The sequence below is a fragment of the Streptomyces sp. NBC_01320 genome (assembly GCF_035974375.1).
In the GTDB taxonomy this organism is placed as follows: Bacteria; Actinomycetota; Actinomycetes; order Streptomycetales; family Streptomycetaceae; genus Streptomyces; species Streptomyces yanii.
In genome coordinates this window covers 7,401,130-7,418,124 of the sequence record NZ_CP108390.1, presented here as the reverse complement: position 1 = coordinate 7,418,124, position 16,995 = coordinate 7,401,130, and the positions used below count along the sequence as shown (strand labels likewise).

The window sequence follows — 16,995 nt, the reverse complement described above, 5'->3', positions numbered from 1 at the left end:
ATCCTCGGATGGATGACTCCCCCTGTTCCTGCCTCCTCTGCGCACCACCCTCCGAGGGTCCCGCCTGGGAGGAACGCGACAGCCGTGTCTCGGCGAGCGTGACTGACTTCGGCTGGCATGTGATGGGCGTCGGCGCCGGAGGCGATGCGCCGGCGGACTGGGCCTACTCCATCGGCCTGTGGCACACCCTGCGCAGTCCTGAGGTCTGCGTCTTCGGGCTGCGGGTCGAAACGATGATGACCATCCTGAACACGGCCGGGGCCGAGATCCGGAACGGTCGCCCCCTCGAACCGGAACAGGTACGAGACGACATCCTGAATGGCTACTCGGTCGCCGTCCACCCTGTGCACCCCAGCTGGTACCAGGACTTCTTCGGCGCCGGGATCGACTTCTACCAGGCTCCCCCGCTCCCGATCACGCAACTGTTCTGGCCGGACAAAGCCGGCCGCTTTCCCTGGGAGGACGAGGCGGAGGAGTACTGCCGCGCGAGCCAGCCTCTGCTGTGGATTCCCAAGGGCGAGACCACTGGGCCGTGGGCGGACCTCGACTGACCCAAGCGTCATACGTACATCGGATGCCCGGACGGACGGGCGGGTGGCGCCGTGTCGGCCTTGTCCGGGCCATCCGGCACGTGGCCGATGGGGCACGATGCCGGCAGGCCGCAAAGCCATGGCCTGAGACCGAACAGATCGCCAGAATGCCGTGACCCGTCGGCCCCCGCATCGCTCCCGGCGGACGACCGACGGGGCGACCCTCCTTCCTGCTCAAGGTCTCGGCTTCGCCGTGGTGCGCCTGGCGTCGCCGGCGCTGATTCCCGCAGCCGTGATCGTGGACCTGTTCACTCAGAAAGTTGGCCGTTCAATCGGTTCCTGGTGGGCCCACCGGCCCTGGCGGCCGCGAGCTGGAGCCCTGCCGGCACCTGTGCGATCCGGTGATGTCCGCTGCCGCTGATGTCAGGCGTGGATGTCGGCCTGCCCCTCGATGCGCACTCCGGTGGAGCGGGGCTCCGGTGGAGCGGGGCAGCTGAGGCGACCTCAAAGCTGCCGAGTGTCTCTTTGCAGGTCAGCGCGGCTGTAATGCATAGCGACTCTCGCAAGTTCCGACCACCGTGATCAACCGCCTGTGATCGCTCGTATAGCTCGTTCAGGTGCGCACCTCGTGCAGGCTTCAGTCGTGATGTCCAGCATTGTCCTCACAATGTGTTTCCTCGTGGAGGTGAAGGACGATGGCGACGTATGTCACGTTGCTGAACTGGACCGATCAAGGGGTCCGAAACTACAAGGACACCGCCAAACGCGCCGAGGCCTTCGCCGCAGCGGCACAGAAGCTCGGGGCGAAGCTTTTGAGTATCTACTGGACCGTCGGTCCATACGACCTCGTGGCCGTCGTCGAGGCGCCCGACGACGAAACCGCCACCGCGACACTCCTCCAGCTCGGCGGAGTGGGCAACGTCCGGACCACGACTCTGCGGGCTTTCGATCAACAGGAGATGGATCGCATCATCGCCAAGGCTGGCTGAAGACCTCCACACACTGCAAGCGACGGCGTCCGGCGAGCCGACTCAGCAAGCGCGGCTTGCAAGTACTGGACTGACGCGACCTCGTGACCAGCATGGGCCGAAGGGCCTCATCCTTATCAGGTCGGTCCCTCAGCCCTACTGCGCCAGGCGCTCCAGCCAATTCACTTGGCAAGGTGGCGGGCGTGCGGCCGCGCCTGCAGCTGTTGGCGCCTGTTGACGGCGGCCACTGATGTCGGCTGGAGCGAACCGGCCAAGGTCAGGACGCACCAATCACTCACCGGGCGATTGTGGCGTCCATGAGCAGAGGAAGCCCGTGCCCCAATGCGGAGCGGCATCCGGGTGCTCTTCTGGCAACGCGTTCCGCACGAAGTGTCTGTGACCTCGCGCCCCTCTTCCACGGGAAGACGGAAACCCGTCCGCCTGACGGTACGCCCCATGGGTGCCTTCCGGTACGCGACAGCCCCGGTACGCGTGGGCGTACCGGGGCTGCCATCAGCGCATCGTGACGGAGTGGCCCCGATGCGTCACTCAGTGTTTACTCCGCGGCAGTCTGCGTCTTCCGCTTCCGGAGGAGGAAGACCGCGCCGCCGCCGACGACGACCAGGGCGATCGCGATGCCCGCGATGACCGGAGTGGCGCTCGAGCCACCGGTCTCGGCGAGGTCGCCCCCGGTCCCGGTCGAGCTGCCGCCCGCGGAGACCGGGGCGGGCTGGTCGACGGTCTGGGTGTCGGTGCCGCCGGTGGAGCTGCCGCTGGTCTTGCAGTCCAGGACGCCCTTGAACGTCTTGGTGAACCCGCCCGGTCCGGTGATCGTGAGGTCGTACGCCTGGTCCTCGGCGACCGGGACGGTCACCGTCTCCGACGCGCCGGCCTCGACGGTGTGCTTGATGCCGGCCAGCTCGAAGGTGAACGCCTCGTCGCCCTCGTTGCTCGCGGTGACGTCCAAGCCGCCCTTGGCGCAGTTCTTCTTCGCGGTGACCGCGGGGATCGCGCCCTTCTTGGCCCAGGTCGCGGTGGCGGTCGCGGAGACCGTGGACTCGCTGGAGCCGGCCAGGATCTGCGTCTGGCTCTTGGTCACTCCGGCGAAGGCCCGGCCGACCGGCACCGAGGTGGTGGCCTGGACGGTCAGCGAGGCGGTGCCGTCGGCGGCACCCGCCGGGACGTCGAAGTAGAGCTCGGCGCCGTTGACGGCGGCGGTGACGGGCTTGCCGCTCTTGTCGGTGACCTTGACGCCGCTGGCGGAGTCCGCGGGCGGGGTCACCGAGACCTGACCGGCGTTGGTGCGGACGGTGACCGGCCCGAGCCGCTCACCGGACCGGCCGGAAACCGCGGCCGGGTCCAGGGCGAGGGACGCCTTGGGCTCGGCGACGTCCTCGGCGTTCTTGCCCAGCCAGTCGGCAAGCTTCTCGGCCTGCTTGTCGCTGGCCTCGACATCGGCGTTGTCCGAGTAACGCCAGATGGCGACCTGGGTGCCCGCCGCCGCGGTCCGCTCGGTGAGCGGCCCGGTGCCGGCCTGCTTGGCGAGCGCCGCGAGGTCGTCGATCTGCGGGTAGGAGTGCTCCAGGATCCAGCGGATCCGGCCCGCGTTCTTGTTGGCGCCGAGCGACGTCTGGTTCCAGGGGGTCTCCAGGTACTTCGCCTGGTCCTGAGTGGGGTTATGGATGTCGATGCAGTACGTCTTGAGCTTGCCGCCGCCGTCGACGGTCATCTCGAAGAGCCCGGCGGGCAGCTCCTGCTTCTTCCCGTCCGTGGTGAGCACAGCCCGGTCGAAGGTCTTCAACCCGTCCAGGACTGCGGTGGCACCCCCCTGGTGCTGCGGCGCCTCGTCGGCGGACGCAGTGCCCGCGCCGACGAGGGCCCCGGCTATGACGAGTCCGGATGCCACCACCGATGCGGCCAGCTGGGCAATGCCCCGGCCCCGTGGCGGATTCGCCCCCGCGTTGGACGATGAAATGGTCGCTGAAGAAGCAGAAAACACAGATGTCCCCTCCGGGCAGGGCCTTCCGCGCCTGATGCGCGTGTGGGGATTGCCCCGCCAGTCGACTCAAGTGCCCCGTGAGTACTGGGGAATCCTAAGGAAGCGACGAAGCGCAGTCCTTCGTCATACCGTCGTACAACCATTCCGAATCAGAATCGTTATCGCCGGAACTGTTTGCGACCCGCCGACCCCCGCTCAGCCCGCCCCGGGCGCGGTCACGGCGCCGACGCCAGCTCAGGGATCGGCTCCTGACGCATCATCATCTCCACCGGTGCCTGCTCGCGTGACCCCGCCGCCTCACCCGCTGCGACTGCCGCGTCCCTCCTGCCCTGTCGGGCCGTCAGCGTCGGGTCACCCCGCAGCACCCGCCGGAAGGCCGCTGTCCCCCGTGTCAGATCGTGTCCGACCGCCACCGCCTCGATGTCCACGGACGTCCGCCGCTGTCCGTCCCGTTCCTCCTCGCGCACCTTCAACCGGCCGTGCACGAGCAGCGGTTCTCCGACGGAGACCGAGCCCGCGAGATTCGCCGCCAGTGTGCGCCACGCCCACACGGTGTAGAAGCTGGTGTGCCCGTCCGTCCAGAGCTGTTGCTCCCGGTCCCAGCGGCGGGCCGTCACGGCGAACCGGAATCGCGCCATTCCCCCGGTCGAAGTCTCCCGGAACTCCACCCCGGTCGCCGCATTGCCCACAAGTGTCACCACGGTCTCGTTCATGCCTCCGCCTCCCCTTCGGCTCCGTGACCGCTGCCGCGCGGTCACTGATCTCATGCTGAAGGAGAGGCGGGGATCCTGCTGAGGGCTGTGTACTACCGACCGGTTGTGGAAATCTCCGTCACCGTCACGTACCGCTCGCGCACCTCCCGGTACCGCACCAGTTCGGCCGCCACCGGATCGAGCACCCTTGCCCGGCCGACGGCCCCCGCCGCCTCGCGCAGGCGCCGCTCGGCCTCCTGGCCGTACCGCCGGGCGGGCCCCCGGGCTGCCGCCGCACACGACCATTCGACCAGTGGCCCGCCGATCACGCCCGCCAGCATCACCAGCGCGGGCGTGAGCAGTCCCGGTTCGATGACGCCGATGATCTGGCCGACCAGCCAGAGCCCGCCGAAGATCTGCAGCAGCGACATGGACGCCTGTGCCAGCACGGCGGCGGGCCACCATGCGGGCCTCGGCGGCTTGCCTCCCACCCGCCCGCTGTGCGCCACACCCGAAGCACCGGCCACACCGGTGGCCACCACGCCCCCACCGCAGACTGCGGCCGCAGTACCGCGCCCCGCGTCATCGCCTGCGCCCCTGGCCCGCCCGTGCCCCACCGTTCCGGCCTTCTCGGCCAGCTCGTCCAGCGCCTCCGGCAGCCCCGTCGCCCCGTGCACCGCGGCTTCTCGGACCGCCTGCGCCCAGGGACCCGGCAGTCCGTCCGCGGCGGCGTCCGCCACCGTCCGTACCGCCTGCTCGACGCGTTGCCGGGCGGTGAGCTGCTCCTCCGGCGGTGCGGGCACTGCCGCCGCCCGGTCCGGACTTCCCGGCCGCCGGGTGGACTCGTACCACCGCCACAGCCGCAGCCACGGCGTCCCGCAGGCCCGCCCGGCGTTCCTGCGCCACTCACGTTCGGCGGCCTGGCCGGCCGCGGCCGCGCCCACCGCCTCCCCCAGGCGGTCCGCGAACTCCTCGCGGGCCCGCTCCCCGAGTCCCGGCCGCCCCTCGGCGACGTACACCGGACGCAGCTTCGCCGCCGCGGCGTCCACATCGGCCGAGAGCCGGAGCGCCGCTGCGGTGCGCTCCTGCACGAACCGGCCGAGCAGTTCACGCAGTTCGCCGACACCTTCGCCGGTGAGCGCGGACAGCGCCAGGACGGTGGCGCCCGGTTCGCCGTGTTCGCCGAGCGCCATGCCGTCCTCGTCGAGGAGCCTGCGCAGATCGTCGAGGACCTGGTCGGCGGCGTCACCGGGCAACCGGTCCACCTGGTTGAGGACGACGAACGTGACTTCCGCATGGCCGGCCAGCGGCCGCAGATAGCACTCGTGCAGGGCGGCGTCCGCGTACTTCTCGGGATCGACGACCCAGATCACCGCGTCCACCAGTGCCAGCACCCGGTCGACCTGCTCGCGGTGCCCGGCCGCTGCCGAGTCGTGGTCGGGCAGATCGACGAGGACAAGCCCCTGGAGCGCCTCGTCCGCCTCCGTACCGCCCTGCTGCGGCCTGCGCCTGAGCCGTCCCGGAATGGCCAGCCGGTCCAGCAGTCCAGCGGCGCCGTCGGTCCAGGAGCAGGCCAGGGGCGCGGCGGTGGTCGGCCGACGCAGCCCCGTCTCGGAGATCTGAGCGCCCGCCAGGGAGTTGAAGAGCATCGACTTGCCGCTGCCGGACGCCCCGGCGATGGCGACGACAGTGTGCCGTGACGAGAGCCGCTGTCGTGCGGCGGCCTCGTCGAGTACGCGCCCCGCCTCGGCGAGCGTGGTCGCGTCGAGGCGGGCCCGGGACAGCCCGACGAGTTCGCGCAGCGCGTCGAGCCGCGGCCGGAGCAGGCCGCCGGCGCGTACGTACGCCTCGACCGGAGGACCTGCGTCGTCGTCGGGGGCGGCCTCGGGGTCCTCGGGATCCTTGGCGAGGACCGCTGCGCGCCGGGCGATGAGCCCGTCGTCCCACCGGCCCTCGGACGCGGGGATGTGCCGGCCCTGGCATACGACGACACCACCGGCCTCGCCCTGTTCCTGGCCGTGATCCTGGTCAGTGACGGCAGTCAACGCTGCCACCTCTCCTTCTGCAGTACGGACAGCGCGGCAATCAGTTCGGCCTGCGGCTCCGGGGCCACGTCGAGCGCGTCGAGCGGCGCCAGCCGCCGGTCGCGCTCGCTGCCCAGCACTCGGTCGAGGTAACTGGTCAGCAGCGCCCCGCCCTTGTCGCGCAGCCGCAGCGCACCCTGGGCTCCGATGCGTTCGGCGAGCTGCTCCCCGGCGCTGCGGGCACGACGGCCGCCGAGCAGCGCGGCGGCCAGCAGCGCGGCCACCGTCTCGGCGTCAGGCGCGGCGCTGCGTTCCAGCCGGCGCACCTCTTCCTCGGCCAGCTCCTCCAGGACCCGCCGCCACCGCCGTACGGCCATGGCGATCCGGCCCCGGACATCCTCGGCGGGACCCCATCCCCCGGCTTCCCGGCCCGCGATCCCGAACACACCGGCTGCGGGTTCGCGCTGCCAGGTGGTCCGGATCTGTTCGTCGGCGGCGGCCACGGCGCACTGCAGCAGCACGGCGAGGCTGTCCACCAGCGCTTCGAGAAGTTCCTCGGACGTGCTGAAGTGCGGGTATCCGCGCCATCGGGTACGAGCGTCCCCGGAGAGCACGCCACCGTTCTCCACCCGCTGCCGGACCCGTGCACCCTCCTTCTGGTAGGCGTCCTCGACCACGCCGGTGAGCCGCACGGCCGCGGCGTGCTGCGCGGCGACGGCACCGGCCAGCTCCGGCATCCGTACGTCCAGCGACTCGATGACCCCGGACGCCGTACGCCCCACCGACTGTTGACGGGCCGCCGGATCCTGTACGCGGTGGCTGAGCCAGGCGCGCAGCGGGGCAACCGCGCTGGTGGGCAGCAGCCCGCTGCCGCCGCCCGCCGACTCGGGCAGTTCCGGGATGGTGAACCGGGGCACCTCACCGAGTCCCGCCTTGGTGAGGAGCGCCCCGTACTGCCGCGAGACCTCGCCGATCACCTGGTGCGGTACCCGGTCGAGCACGGTGACGAGCGAGGCGTCGTACTCCTTCGCGGTACGCAGCAGATGCCACGGCACCGCGTCGGCGTACCGGGAGGCCGTGGTCACCATGACCCAGACGTCGGCGGCGCAGATGAGTTCGGCGGCGAGCACCCGGTTGCGTACGACGAGCGAGTCGATGTCGGGGGCGTCGAGCAGCGCGAGCCCACGCGGCAGACTCGCGGCGGTCTCGACCCGCAGCGTGGTCCCGGCCTCCTCCGTACCGTCGTCGAGGCCGTCGAGCTCGTCGCAGAGGCCGGGATCCGTGGACTCCACCGGCGGCAGCCAGACCCGGGTCAGCTGTGGCAGCACCCTGCCCCCGGCGAACCAGTGGTGGTCATCCGGATGGCAGACAAGGACGGGGATCCGGGTGGTCGGCCTCAGTACCCCGGCCTCACTGACCCGCCGCCCCACGAGCGAATTGACGAGCGTCGACTTCCCGGCGCCGGTGGATCCGCCGATGACCGCGAGCACGGGCGCTTCTGGATCCTTGAGCCGGGGAAGCAGGTAGTCGTCGAGCTGTGCGAGCAGCTCGACCCTGGTCTGCCGGGCGCGTGTCACCCCGGGGAGAGGGAGTGGGAGACGCACGGCGGCGACACGGTCGCGCAGGGCGGAAAGTGCGTCGATGAGCTGAGGCCGTACGTCCATGGTCACCACATGCGAAGAATGCCCAATTTTGGAGCCTTTTTGAAGCGTATAGCCACCTCTGCGCGCCGATTGCGCCGTCGGGACAGAGGGGGCGAGTGGGGCGCAGGCATAACGAGTGCACAACACCCGGGGCGCGAGGCGTCAAAAGCGATGCGCGAGCCGCGCCTACCTGCGATTATCGGTTCGCTTCACCGAACCTACACATCGTGCCACGCAGGTGAGGCAACCGGGTCGAGGCGATCGGAGCCCTATCCTTGTCCCGGCAAGGTCACGGACCGGCCCGGCCCCAGGGCTCCAGGCCGCCGAGGCCACCACCCGGCCCCCGTAGCTCAGTGGATAGAGCAGGCGCCTTCTAAGCGCTTGGCCGCAGGTTCGAGTCCTGCCGGGGGCACTTTGCCCGTACGACATCAGGCCCTCCCTCGGGAGGGCCTTTTTGCTCGTCTTGGCACGGTAGCGAGGGCCCTGTAGCAAACGCGTAAGCGCCGGACCGTCCCCAGGTCATGGTGGGGAGGGTCCGGCGCCGTCCGGCTGTCACCGGGTTTCTGCGGGTGGCTCTGTCGAATACGTGTCGACGTTTTCCCGGTGGGCTCACCCCTCTGCCGACAGCTCGGGGATGTCGCCGCTGGACTCGATGCGCTTCTGATGGTCCTTGAACTGTCCGGAGGTGGGCCGGACGTACGTGGCGGGCAGGACCGGCACACTGTTGCCCGCCTCTTCGGCCACCTGCGCCGGCGGGACCGCGTTGTTGAGCCATGTCGTCAGGCAGGTGTGTCGAAGGTCGTAGGCCCGCTTGCCGAGCGGCAAGGCGAACTCCTCGGGGGCGAGGACCTCCTTGCGCGCGGTCCGCCAGGCCCGCCGGAATACCTCTCCAGAGAGCAGGCCACCGTTCTCCCCGGGAAGAGCAGATCACAGGCTTGAGTTCCTCCGTCGCAATGTGTTCACGAAACCGGCTGGGGAGTGTCCCGGCACCGGGCCGGAGTGCGCGCGGCGGCGGACTGTTCTAGCGTCGGACGGAGAAGGGGCGGCCCTGCCGAGCCGACGGGTGCGGGGGCCCGGGACCAGAGTTGTACACCGGCCGCGTCCGCTGCTCGGCGCCTTGAAGCCGCGAGTCCCCGACCAACCCTTGAGAGCAGGTGGCTCCCATGCGCACGTCGGCCCGTACAGCCGGAGTCCTCACTGGCCTGATCTTCGCACTGGGCGGCGTGGCCTTCGCCGCTCCCGCCGCCCACGCGGACATTCCGGCCTGCACGAAAATGGTCCAGCAGGCGGGCGTCGAAGTCTCGGACACCGTCGGAACGGCGTGCACCCAAGGTGTGCACGGTGACCTGCAAGGCTGCGTGAGTGCCCTGACCGGGGCCGGCGTGCCGGGCGGCGCCGCGAACGGTGCCTGCCGGATGGCGGCCAACCCTCCGTCGTGACGGACCGCCGGAGCGGAGGGTTCCTGCGTCACCCGGACGCTCAGGGGCGACGGCTCGTGACCGGACCGGTCACACCGGGGGCGTCCTACGCACGCCGGGCCTCCTCGACCCGCTCCAGGTTGACCTGGGACCAGTCGGCCAGCACGGCGAACAGCGGCGAGAGGCTCCGGCCGAAGTCGCTGATCTCGTACTCGACCCGCGGCGGCACTTCCGGGCAGTAGGTGCGCAGCACGAGACCGTCCCGCTCCATCTGCCGCAGTCGCTGCGTCAGCACCTTGGACGTGATGGTGCCGATGCGGCGTTCGAGCTCCACGAAGCGCTGCCGCCCGAACGTGTGCAGGGCCCAGAGGATCGGGGTGGTCCAGCGACTGAAGACGATGTCGACCACCGGCCCGATGGGGCGCGCCTGGGCCGGAGCGACCGCCGAGGTGGACGGAACTCCCGCCCCGGGAGCGACGCTTCCCGGGGTCCGCCATGCAGGCGTCGCTCTCTCCTGGCGCGTGGTCCCGCGGTGCCCGGCGGCGTGCCGGAGACCGCACCGCCCGGCGCGACCCCACAGACGCGGCGCCGGACACACCCGTTCGTTTACGTTCCCCCGGCGAGCGTGGGGTGTCCAGCGCCGCACCTGACATCCCCTACCCATCGCATCGATGACGGGACGTCAGGTGCTCAGTCGAAGAACCCTTCCGGGAGAGGGTGCCTCCGCTCTCGGCCTCGCCACGCTCCCGTTCGCCTCCAACGCCCCTGACGGGGCCAAAATCCCTTGGAATCCGCTCGCCCCGCCGCTTCGACGGACAGCTCGTCCGGCCCTCGGATCCGGGCCACGACACCGGGAAGCAACTGAAGCTCGGCCAGTTCGACGCGATCGACCCCAGAACCGCTACGTACTGCGCCGGCCCGCAGCGGGCTGCGGTCGGCCCACCGCCCTGCCCGGTCATCCCTGCCCGGCAGGCGTCAGGAAGTTCCTGTACCAGTCGGCATGGAGCGGAAAGTCCGCCTTGAACCCGCCACCGGGATCGCAGTCGAGGAACTCCCAGACCCAGTCATCGGTGAACCAGTGGTCCACGGTGAGCAACTGGAGGGCGTGCAGGAGGCGCGGCGAGCCGGCGAGCTGTGCCCGGGCCTCGTCCAACGCGATGTCGGCGGCACCCCACTCCAGTCCGAGCTCGGCGGAGACTGCCGCGACGAGCTCGGAACAGGCCACCGGATCAGGGTGGTTGACATGGTGGACACCTGCGGTCTCCCGGGGCGAGAGCGCCGCGGCGAGCAGAGCCCGGCCCAGCACCCGCACATCGATCATGGAGTGCCGGGCGGCGTACCCGGCAAGGCCGGACGACAGTTCCCGGACCAGCGCGACCAGGCCGGGTATCACCCAGCGGTCCCCCTCGCCGTAGACGAGGTGAGGGCGCAGCACGGTCCCGCCCGCGGCCAGCACATGGCGCTCCGCGGCGGCACGCGTGACGCTGGTGAGCGAGCCCGGTGCGAGCGGCGCCCGGCCGGGGGCCAGGTCCCTGAACGGCCCGCGTCCGTAGACGGCTGCCGTGCTCAGATAGACGATGCGGGCGACGCCTGCGCGCTGCGCCTCCTCCACCAGCGCCCAAGTCCCGAGGTCGTTCACGGACCGGACCGTTCGCTCGTCCCCGTTGATCTGCGAGGCGCAGTGAATCACCGTGTCGACCCCGTCACAGATACCTCGCAACGATGCGACGGCGGCGAGGTCCCCATGCACGGTTTCGATGCCGGAGACGGCGGCGGAGGCGGGGACGTCCACGGACGCCCGGTGCTCCATCAGACGCAACCGGAGCCCGGGGACGGCGTCCGCAGCCGCCACCACATGTCTGCCGACGAAGCCACTCGCCCCGGTGACGAGGATGTGTGTGGTCACGACCGGTCGTCCTCATGTGTGTGGGCGAGTTCGCTGGTGAATACCGGCTCGCCGTCCTGTTGTCCGCGTACCTGCACAATGGTCCGGGAACTGTCGTCGGAGGGCATCAACTCGGCTTCGACCCAGCACGGGCTGTCGAGTTCGGCGTACTTGTGGAAGGCGATCTCCACCGACGTCGGGAGGAATGTGTGTCCCGGGGTGACAGCGACGGCTGCCTGGCGGGCCGCTTCCAGGAGCAGGATGCCGGGAACATGGTCGTTCGGGCGCCTGAACAGGGTCGGATGGGTGGTGTCCAGCCGCAACCGCCAGCGGTTGGGCCGGGGTGTCGGCGTCAGTACGACGTCCGACTCCGCCGTCCGGCCCACCTCGTACGGATCCGCACCGGGCGACAGCGGTACGGGACGGCCCACCATGTCCAGACGGTCCTGGCGCAGGCGGCGGTAGGCGCGCGCCGACGTGCAGCTGATCCGACCCGAGCTGGTCGCCAGCACGGTGCTGCCCCGGTGGAAGCGCAGGTCGACCCGCATACCGGCGAGGCTCTTGCCCCGCTTGCGCACATCCGAGCAGGTCAGAGCGATCAGGACCTTTCCGGACGCGACCTCCAGGGCGAAACCCGGTACGACGGTGTCGTACGCCAGGTCCCACATCACGAACTGGTCGTCGACCGGGACTCCCAGCTCCGCGTGGGCCAGCATCATCGTCGCCTGCCGCATGGTCTCGGCTATCAGCAGCGGATCCTGGTGGCGGCCCGATGTGACGGCGAAGAAGTGGTGCATGCGCGGCCATTGGGCCGATACGGAGAACTCCGTATCGCTCAGCCTGCACCAGGCGGTGGGAAAGATGTCCCTGGGGTCGGAGCGGTGAACGAGTTCATGCGAGACATCAGTTATCCAGCCTCTCTGCGGCGGGATCGTCAACCGATAGAGACCGGACGGTTCGGTCTCGGCGCGGGTGACAGTATCGGGCAAATCAATATCAACCATGGAAATACCCCCAGCTAATCCATGAGGGAGCGTCTCTCTCCCCCACGGTAAGATACCGACGGCCCTGGTTTTTCCACAGTCCGGCCGGTGTACTCAAGACCAGAACACCACGAGAGGCAGGAACGCACAGCCGATGGCCCAACAAGCTCGAGCGATCCAGACCCGGCAGTCGATCCTGTTGGCGGCTGCCACTGTCTTTGACGAGCGCGGCTACGGATCCGCCACCATCAGCGAGATTCTCGCGCGGGCGGGCGTGACCAAGGGGGCTCTCTACTTCCACTTCGCCTCGAAGGAGGAGCTGGCCCTCGGAGTGATGGAGGCACAGCTGGAAGTCGGCGCATTGCCATGCCAGTTGACGAAGCTGCAGGAACTGGTCGACCAGGGTCTGGTGCTGGCCCACCGGCTCCGCCACGAGCCGCTGGTGCGCGCGAGCGTCGGGCTGGCGATGGAGCAGGGAGGCGGCGAACTGGACCGTGGCCTGCCGTTCCACTCCTGGATAGCCCGGCTCGAAACGCTGCTGATCGAAGCGAAGCAGCAGGGCGAGGTGCTGTCCCACGTCAATCCCGCGGAGGCCGCGCAGCTCCTGGCCGGCGCCTTCTCCGGTATCCAGGAGATGTCCCAAGTTCTCTGCGAGCGAGAGGACTTGGAGCAACGGATCTCGATGCTGCTGCGCTATGTACTGCCGAGCATTGCCCTGCCGGCCGTGCTCGCCATGCTTGAGATCACCGAGACCCGCGCCGAACGGCTGCTGGCCACGGTCGAGGAGCCGGACGCACCCGAGGCCGGGGGCGAAGAGGAGTAGGGGCCCGTCCCTGGACTCCGGCCGGGCGAATTTCCATACCGCACGTCCGGAAAAAGCGACGAAACACTGCGCAGCGGGAGTGGGGTACGGCGCGCAGCTCGCCGCCCCTTCGCCCAGGCGGTACCCCACGCCTCGGACCGTGACGATCCAGACGCTGTCCCCGAACTTGCTGCGCAGGGTGCTCACATGCGTGTCGACGGTGCGGCTGGAGCCGGCCCAGGTCGAACTCCTTCCGGGTGACCTCGTCGACCTGCTCGCCGACGCGCACCTGCCGGCTGCACGGGTCGATGTGCAGGGGCCGCGCGAAATCGTGGATGTCCTCGACCAGGACACCGTGCGCCGCATGACGGCAACCATGCAGGCCACGAGTTCCCGGTAGCCGTACGGCTTGACCAGGCAGCCGTCCGCACCGGCCTGAAGGCTGAGCACCGGGCGCGCGGCTGCGGATCGGCCGTGAACTCGCCGATGGGCGGGTGGAGATCGAGGCCGATGGCCCGTCCTTGGACGTTCTTGCACGGCAGTTGGCCGGTCTCGGATCGCAGGTCGAGGTGCTCGGGCCGCCGGAGGCCCGTAAACGGCTGGCGTACCTGGCGGGCGAACTGGCCTCCCTCTACTGGCCGTCGGCGGAGACGGGAGAGGAATCGGCTGTCCCGGACGAATGTGTCGACCGGCGCCGCTGATCCGGCGCACCGTCCGCCTGTTCGTGCCGCGCCTGGGCCGACGGCCCGGAAGAGACCGGCCACGCCGCACCGTCACCGGGCGCGTACGCCTCCCGGTTGCGAGGAGCGGCCGGTGTCGCCGTGGTGCATTCCGCCGCACGGCGGAGGCGGAGGTCGACGCGGAGCCGGAGCGCCGCCGGGCCTACGCCGGCCCGCGGACCTGGCAGGGACACGGGGCACGCCCTTCTGAACCGCCGCACGACGGTCAGGTCACCGGCTGTTCGGTCCAGATGCACTTGCCGGTGGCGGTGTAGCGGGCGCCCCAGCGGTGGGCGAGGGCGGCGACCAGTTGCAGACCGCGGCCGCCCTCGTCGGTGTCCGCCGCATTGCGGATGCGGGGTGTGGACAGGCTGCCGTCGGAGACCTCGCAGATCAGCCCCTCGGCGCGGAGCAGGCGGAGGGCGATGGGGCTTTTGCCGTACCGGACCGCGTTCCCGACCAGCTCGCTGACCAGGAGCTCGGCGGTCATGGCGAGTTCGTCGAGCTCCCAGCCCTCCAGCTGGTCGCGGACATGGTGCCGTGCCTCGCTCGCGGCGATCGGGCCGTCGGGAAGTGTCCAGCTGGCAATGGAGTCGGCCGGTATCGCAAAGGTGCGGGCGACGAGCAGTGCGGCGTCGTCCATGAGCTGGGTGCCCGGCAGCAGCTCGGCCAGGACGTTGTCGCACAGCCGCTCCAGCCCGGGCGAGCTGCCCGCGGCATCGTCCTCCCGTGCGGCGGCCGCCGCACCCGACAGCGCCTTGGTCAGGTGGAGCATGCCCCGGTCGATGTCGCGGGTGGCGGATTCGATCAGTCCGTCCGTGTAGAGCACCAGCAGGCTGCCCTGGGGGAGAACCACCTCCGTGGTCTCGAACGGCGGGCGCGCGGTGCCCAGCGGCGGATCCGGCTGGTGGTCGAGAAACTCGGTGGTGCCGTCCGGATACACGACGGCCGGCGGCGGGTGCCCGGCGGAGCCGAACTTGCACGTGCAGGTGACGGGGTCATACACGGCGTACAGGCAGGTGGCGTAGAAGTCGTCGCCGAGGTCGTTCACCACCTGGTTGAGACGGGTGAGGAGTTCGGACGGCGGGAACTCCAGATCGGCGAGCGTGTGCACGGCGGTCCGCAGCCGCCCCATGGTGGCCGCCTCGGACAGGCCGTGTCCCATCACATCGCCGATGACCAGCGCCACCCGGGCGCCGGACAGCGGGATCACGTCGTACCAGTCGCCGCCGACCTCGATGCCCTCGTTGGCGGGCATGTAGCGGGCGGCGGTGCTGACCGCGCACAGCGTCGGAAGCTCACTCGGCAGCAGTCCCCGCTGGAGCTCCTGGGCCCTCACGTGCTCGGCGTCGAACAGCCGGGCACGCTCGATGGCCTGCGCCATCAGTCCGCTGAGTGTGATGAGCAGAGCCTTTTCCTCACCGCCGAGACGCCGCGGCTCGGTGAAGGAGACGACGCAGCAGCCGACGGAGCGGCCGGAGACAATCAGCGGCAGGAACGCCCAGGACGCTTTCCTGGCCTCGGCCGGGCGGTCGGCCATCCGGGGGTAGCGCTCGACGTACTCCTCCACCGAGTCGATGAAGGCGGCCGTTCTCGTGCGATGCACCTCGTCGAGCGGGGCGATGTCGCCGACCGGCATTCCCTCGAAGTCGCGGAAGAACGTCTCCGGGTATCCGACCTGCCCGGCGACGTGCAGCGTGTCCGCTTCGATGAGATGGACGACGAGACCGGAGGCGCCGAACGGCGCCATGATCCGCTCGGCGGCGGCGTTCACGACATCCTGCACCGTGAGGGCCTCGGCGAGGGCACCGGCCAGCGCGGTGACGCGGGCGTTGCGGTCGGCTGTGACGCGTTCCGCGGCGACGGACTCGGCCTCACGCGACCGCATCTCGGTGACATCGGTGGCGTACACCATCAGGCCGTCCGGTACCGGGATCAGCCGCATCTGGTACTGACGCCGGTTGGTGGGCCACCGCACCACGAAGCCGACCGGGGTGCTGCGGTCGACAGCCCGCCGGTAGGACGCGTGCAGGCCGAGTCCCACGGCGTCGATACCGATCTCGGCGAATGCGTCCCACAGGTTCTGGCCGAGCAGCTCCTGCGAGGCTCCGAGGAGCCGCTCCGCCTCCATGTTGAGGAAGGTGATCCGCCACTCGCCGTCGACCGCGAAGAACGCATCGCTCATGTGCCGCAGCGCGCGGCTGACCGAGTCCCGGGCGATCCGGCTCTCGGTGGTGTCCCACACCGTGCCGACCATGCGGCCGGGCCGGCCGCCCTCCCCCGGCAGGACCCTGCCCCGCGAACTGACCCAACGCGTGGTCCCGTCCGGGCGGCGTATCCGGTACTCCACACCGGACACCCGCTGGTTTCGGATCGCCTGCTCGATCTCGACCAGGAGCCACGGCAGGTCATCGGGGTGGACCAGCTCGCTCCAGGTGTCGAAGCGCTGGTTCGTGGACTGCCCTGCCATACCGAGGATGGCGAGCGTCGACTCGTCCCACAGCTGCTCCCCGGTGGCCAGGTCCCATTCCCAGGAACCGACCTTGATCGCTTCCAGCGCCTCCCGGAGCCGGGTGACGGGTGGCTCCTTCCCCGGCCGCCTGGGGTCGGCCCTGCCCCAGTCCATCGAGGGCTCCCGCAGCCGCAGGGCGGCCCAGGCGGCGAGCGTCTCGACGGCGGACCGCTGCTGCGGCGTGGGCCGCCCCTCGCCGACGGTGAGCACGGACAGCGCGCCCACGACCCCGTCCGGAGTGAGGAGCGGAACGGCCAGCAGCCCGCTGCCTGCGGGCAGCGCGGAGAGCGGCGACCAGGGGGCGGCGGCGTGGGGGTGGTGGCCGAGGGGGCTGTCGGGGCCCCGGCCGTCGCGCTGTGCGCTGTCGTCCGCACTGCTCGCGCCGCCGCCCGCACCACCCTCTCCGGTGCGTTCTGTACCGCCCCCTGTGCTGCGCGGGGTCATGGAGACCTCGGGGAGGCTGAGGCTCTGCCCGCCCAGAGCGGACATCCACACCGAGGCGCCACCGGCCACCGCGCGCGCCGGCGCGGTGTCGTCGTCCACCGCGATCTCTTCCCAGTCCTGGGCCACGGTGCGGACGATCCCGCTGGTCGCCATCAGTAGCAGCCCCCGGTCCCCGGGACCCCTCACATGGACCATTCCGCCCAGTCCGTCGGCCTCCGTCACCGCGTGTTCCAGGGCGAATCCGAGCAAATCAACTCCTCCCAGCCCAACCCCCGCTTCGATGATCATCCGAAGCCGTGCCGCACCGGCCTTGTCCATGAGGAGCCGCTCAGCCATCGCTCACTTCCTTCCGCGAACCCGCATAGGACACAGGGCG

At 70.3% G+C, this 16,995-nt stretch carries 14 protein-coding genes, 1 tRNA gene and 1 pseudogene; 6 read left to right on the top strand and 10 right to left on the bottom strand.

The window, feature by feature from the left end:
* The first annotated feature begins 8 nt into the window (after positions 1-8).
* Both OG395_RS33750 and OG395_RS33745 read left to right on the top strand, forming a co-directional pair.
* Complete coding sequence (locus tag OG395_RS33750) at positions 9-551, top strand: DUF4262 domain-containing protein (protein WP_327246293.1); 543 nt, start codon at positions 9-11, stop codon at positions 549-551.
* A gap of 674 nt (positions 552-1,225) precedes the next feature.
* Entirely contained in the window at positions 1,226-1,519 is a 294-nt protein-coding gene (locus OG395_RS33745; RefSeq protein ID WP_327246292.1) for a GYD domain-containing protein, read from the top strand.
* A 535-nt stretch (positions 1,520-2,054) separates the two neighbouring features.
* Here OG395_RS33745 and OG395_RS33740 read toward each other — a convergent pair.
* From OG395_RS33740 to OG395_RS33725, 4 genes are all read right to left on the bottom strand, one after another.
* Positions 2,055-3,497, bottom strand: coding sequence for an LAETG motif-containing sortase-dependent surface protein (locus OG395_RS33740; RefSeq protein WP_327246291.1), 1,443 nt, complete (start codon positions 3,495-3,497; stop codon positions 2,055-2,057).
* 215 nt (positions 3,498-3,712) lie between these two features.
* Complete coding sequence (locus OG395_RS33735) at positions 3,713-4,210, bottom strand: single-stranded DNA-binding protein (RefSeq protein WP_327246290.1); 498 nt, start codon at positions 4,208-4,210, stop codon at positions 3,713-3,715.
* A 92-nt stretch (positions 4,211-4,302) separates the two neighbouring features.
* Positions 4,303-6,234, bottom strand: coding sequence for a YfjP family GTPase (locus OG395_RS33730; protein WP_327246289.1), 1,932 nt, complete (start codon positions 6,232-6,234; stop codon positions 4,303-4,305).
* Positions 6,231-7,877 (bottom strand): dynamin family protein, encoded by a 1,647-nt coding sequence (locus OG395_RS33725; protein ID WP_327246288.1) that lies wholly within the window; start codon positions 7,875-7,877, stop codon positions 6,231-6,233. The genes OG395_RS33730 and OG395_RS33725 overlap by 4 nt, the downstream gene beginning before the upstream one ends.
* Positions 7,878-8,195: 318 nt before the next feature.
* Here OG395_RS33725 and OG395_RS33720 point away from each other — a divergent pair.
* Positions 8,196-8,268 (top strand) — tRNA-Arg (locus tag OG395_RS33720).
* Between the two features lie 197 nt (positions 8,269-8,465).
* Here OG395_RS33720 and OG395_RS33715 read toward each other — a convergent pair.
* Complete coding sequence (locus OG395_RS33715) at positions 8,466-8,681, bottom strand: hypothetical protein (protein WP_327246287.1); 216 nt, start codon at positions 8,679-8,681, stop codon at positions 8,466-8,468.
* 338 nt (positions 8,682-9,019) lie between these two features.
* Between OG395_RS33715 and OG395_RS33710 the strand changes: the two genes are divergently transcribed.
* Entirely contained in the window at positions 9,020-9,295 is a 276-nt protein-coding gene (locus tag OG395_RS33710) for a hypothetical protein (RefSeq protein ID WP_327246286.1), read from the top strand.
* An 85-nt stretch (positions 9,296-9,380) separates the two neighbouring features.
* Here OG395_RS33710 and OG395_RS33705 read toward each other — a convergent pair whose 3' ends face one another.
* The 3 genes from OG395_RS33705 to OG395_RS33695 all read right to left on the bottom strand — a co-directional run bounded on the left by OG395_RS33705 (position 9,381) and on the right by OG395_RS33695 (position 12,148).
* Positions 9,381-9,692 (bottom strand): winged helix-turn-helix transcriptional regulator, encoded by a 312-nt coding sequence (locus OG395_RS33705; RefSeq protein WP_327249538.1) that lies wholly within the window; start codon positions 9,690-9,692, stop codon positions 9,381-9,383.
* 537 nt (positions 9,693-10,229) lie between these two features.
* Positions 10,230-11,180 carry an NAD-dependent epimerase/dehydratase family protein gene (locus OG395_RS33700; protein WP_327246285.1) on the bottom strand — a complete coding sequence of 317 codons (951 nt, stop codon included), beginning with the start codon at positions 11,178-11,180 and terminating at the stop codon, positions 10,230-10,232.
* Complete coding sequence (locus OG395_RS33695; RefSeq protein WP_327246284.1) at positions 11,177-12,148, bottom strand: ScbA/BarX family gamma-butyrolactone biosynthesis protein; 972 nt, start codon at positions 12,146-12,148, stop codon at positions 11,177-11,179. The genes OG395_RS33700 and OG395_RS33695 overlap by 4 nt, the downstream gene beginning before the upstream one ends.
* Before the next feature lie 148 nt (positions 12,149-12,296).
* Between OG395_RS33695 and OG395_RS33690 the strand changes: the two genes are divergently transcribed.
* The gene (locus OG395_RS33690) at positions 12,297-12,965 is read left to right on the top strand and encodes a ScbR family autoregulator-binding transcription factor (protein WP_327246283.1); all 669 of its coding nucleotides are present in this window, start codon (positions 12,297-12,299) and stop codon (positions 12,963-12,965) included.
* Positions 12,966-13,127: 162 nt separating this feature from the next.
* Here the strand turns inward: OG395_RS33690 and OG395_RS33685 are convergent.
* A pseudogene (locus OG395_RS33685) lies at positions 13,128-13,310 on the bottom strand (hypothetical protein); the annotation flags it as partial.
* A 95-nt stretch (positions 13,311-13,405) separates the two neighbouring features.
* On the opposite strand from OG395_RS33685, the gene OG395_RS33680 reads away from it, so the two are divergent.
* Positions 13,406-13,645, top strand: a complete 240-nt coding sequence (locus tag OG395_RS33680; protein ID WP_327249537.1) for a WYL domain-containing protein — start codon at positions 13,406-13,408, stop codon at positions 13,643-13,645.
* A 244-nt stretch (positions 13,646-13,889) separates the two neighbouring features.
* Here OG395_RS33680 and OG395_RS33675 read toward each other — a convergent pair whose 3' ends face one another.
* Positions 13,890-16,955 carry a SpoIIE family protein phosphatase gene (locus tag OG395_RS33675; protein ID WP_327246282.1) on the bottom strand — a complete coding sequence of 1,022 codons (3,066 nt, stop codon included), beginning with the start codon at positions 16,953-16,955 and terminating at the stop codon, positions 13,890-13,892.
* Positions 16,956-16,995: the final 40 nt, after the last annotated feature.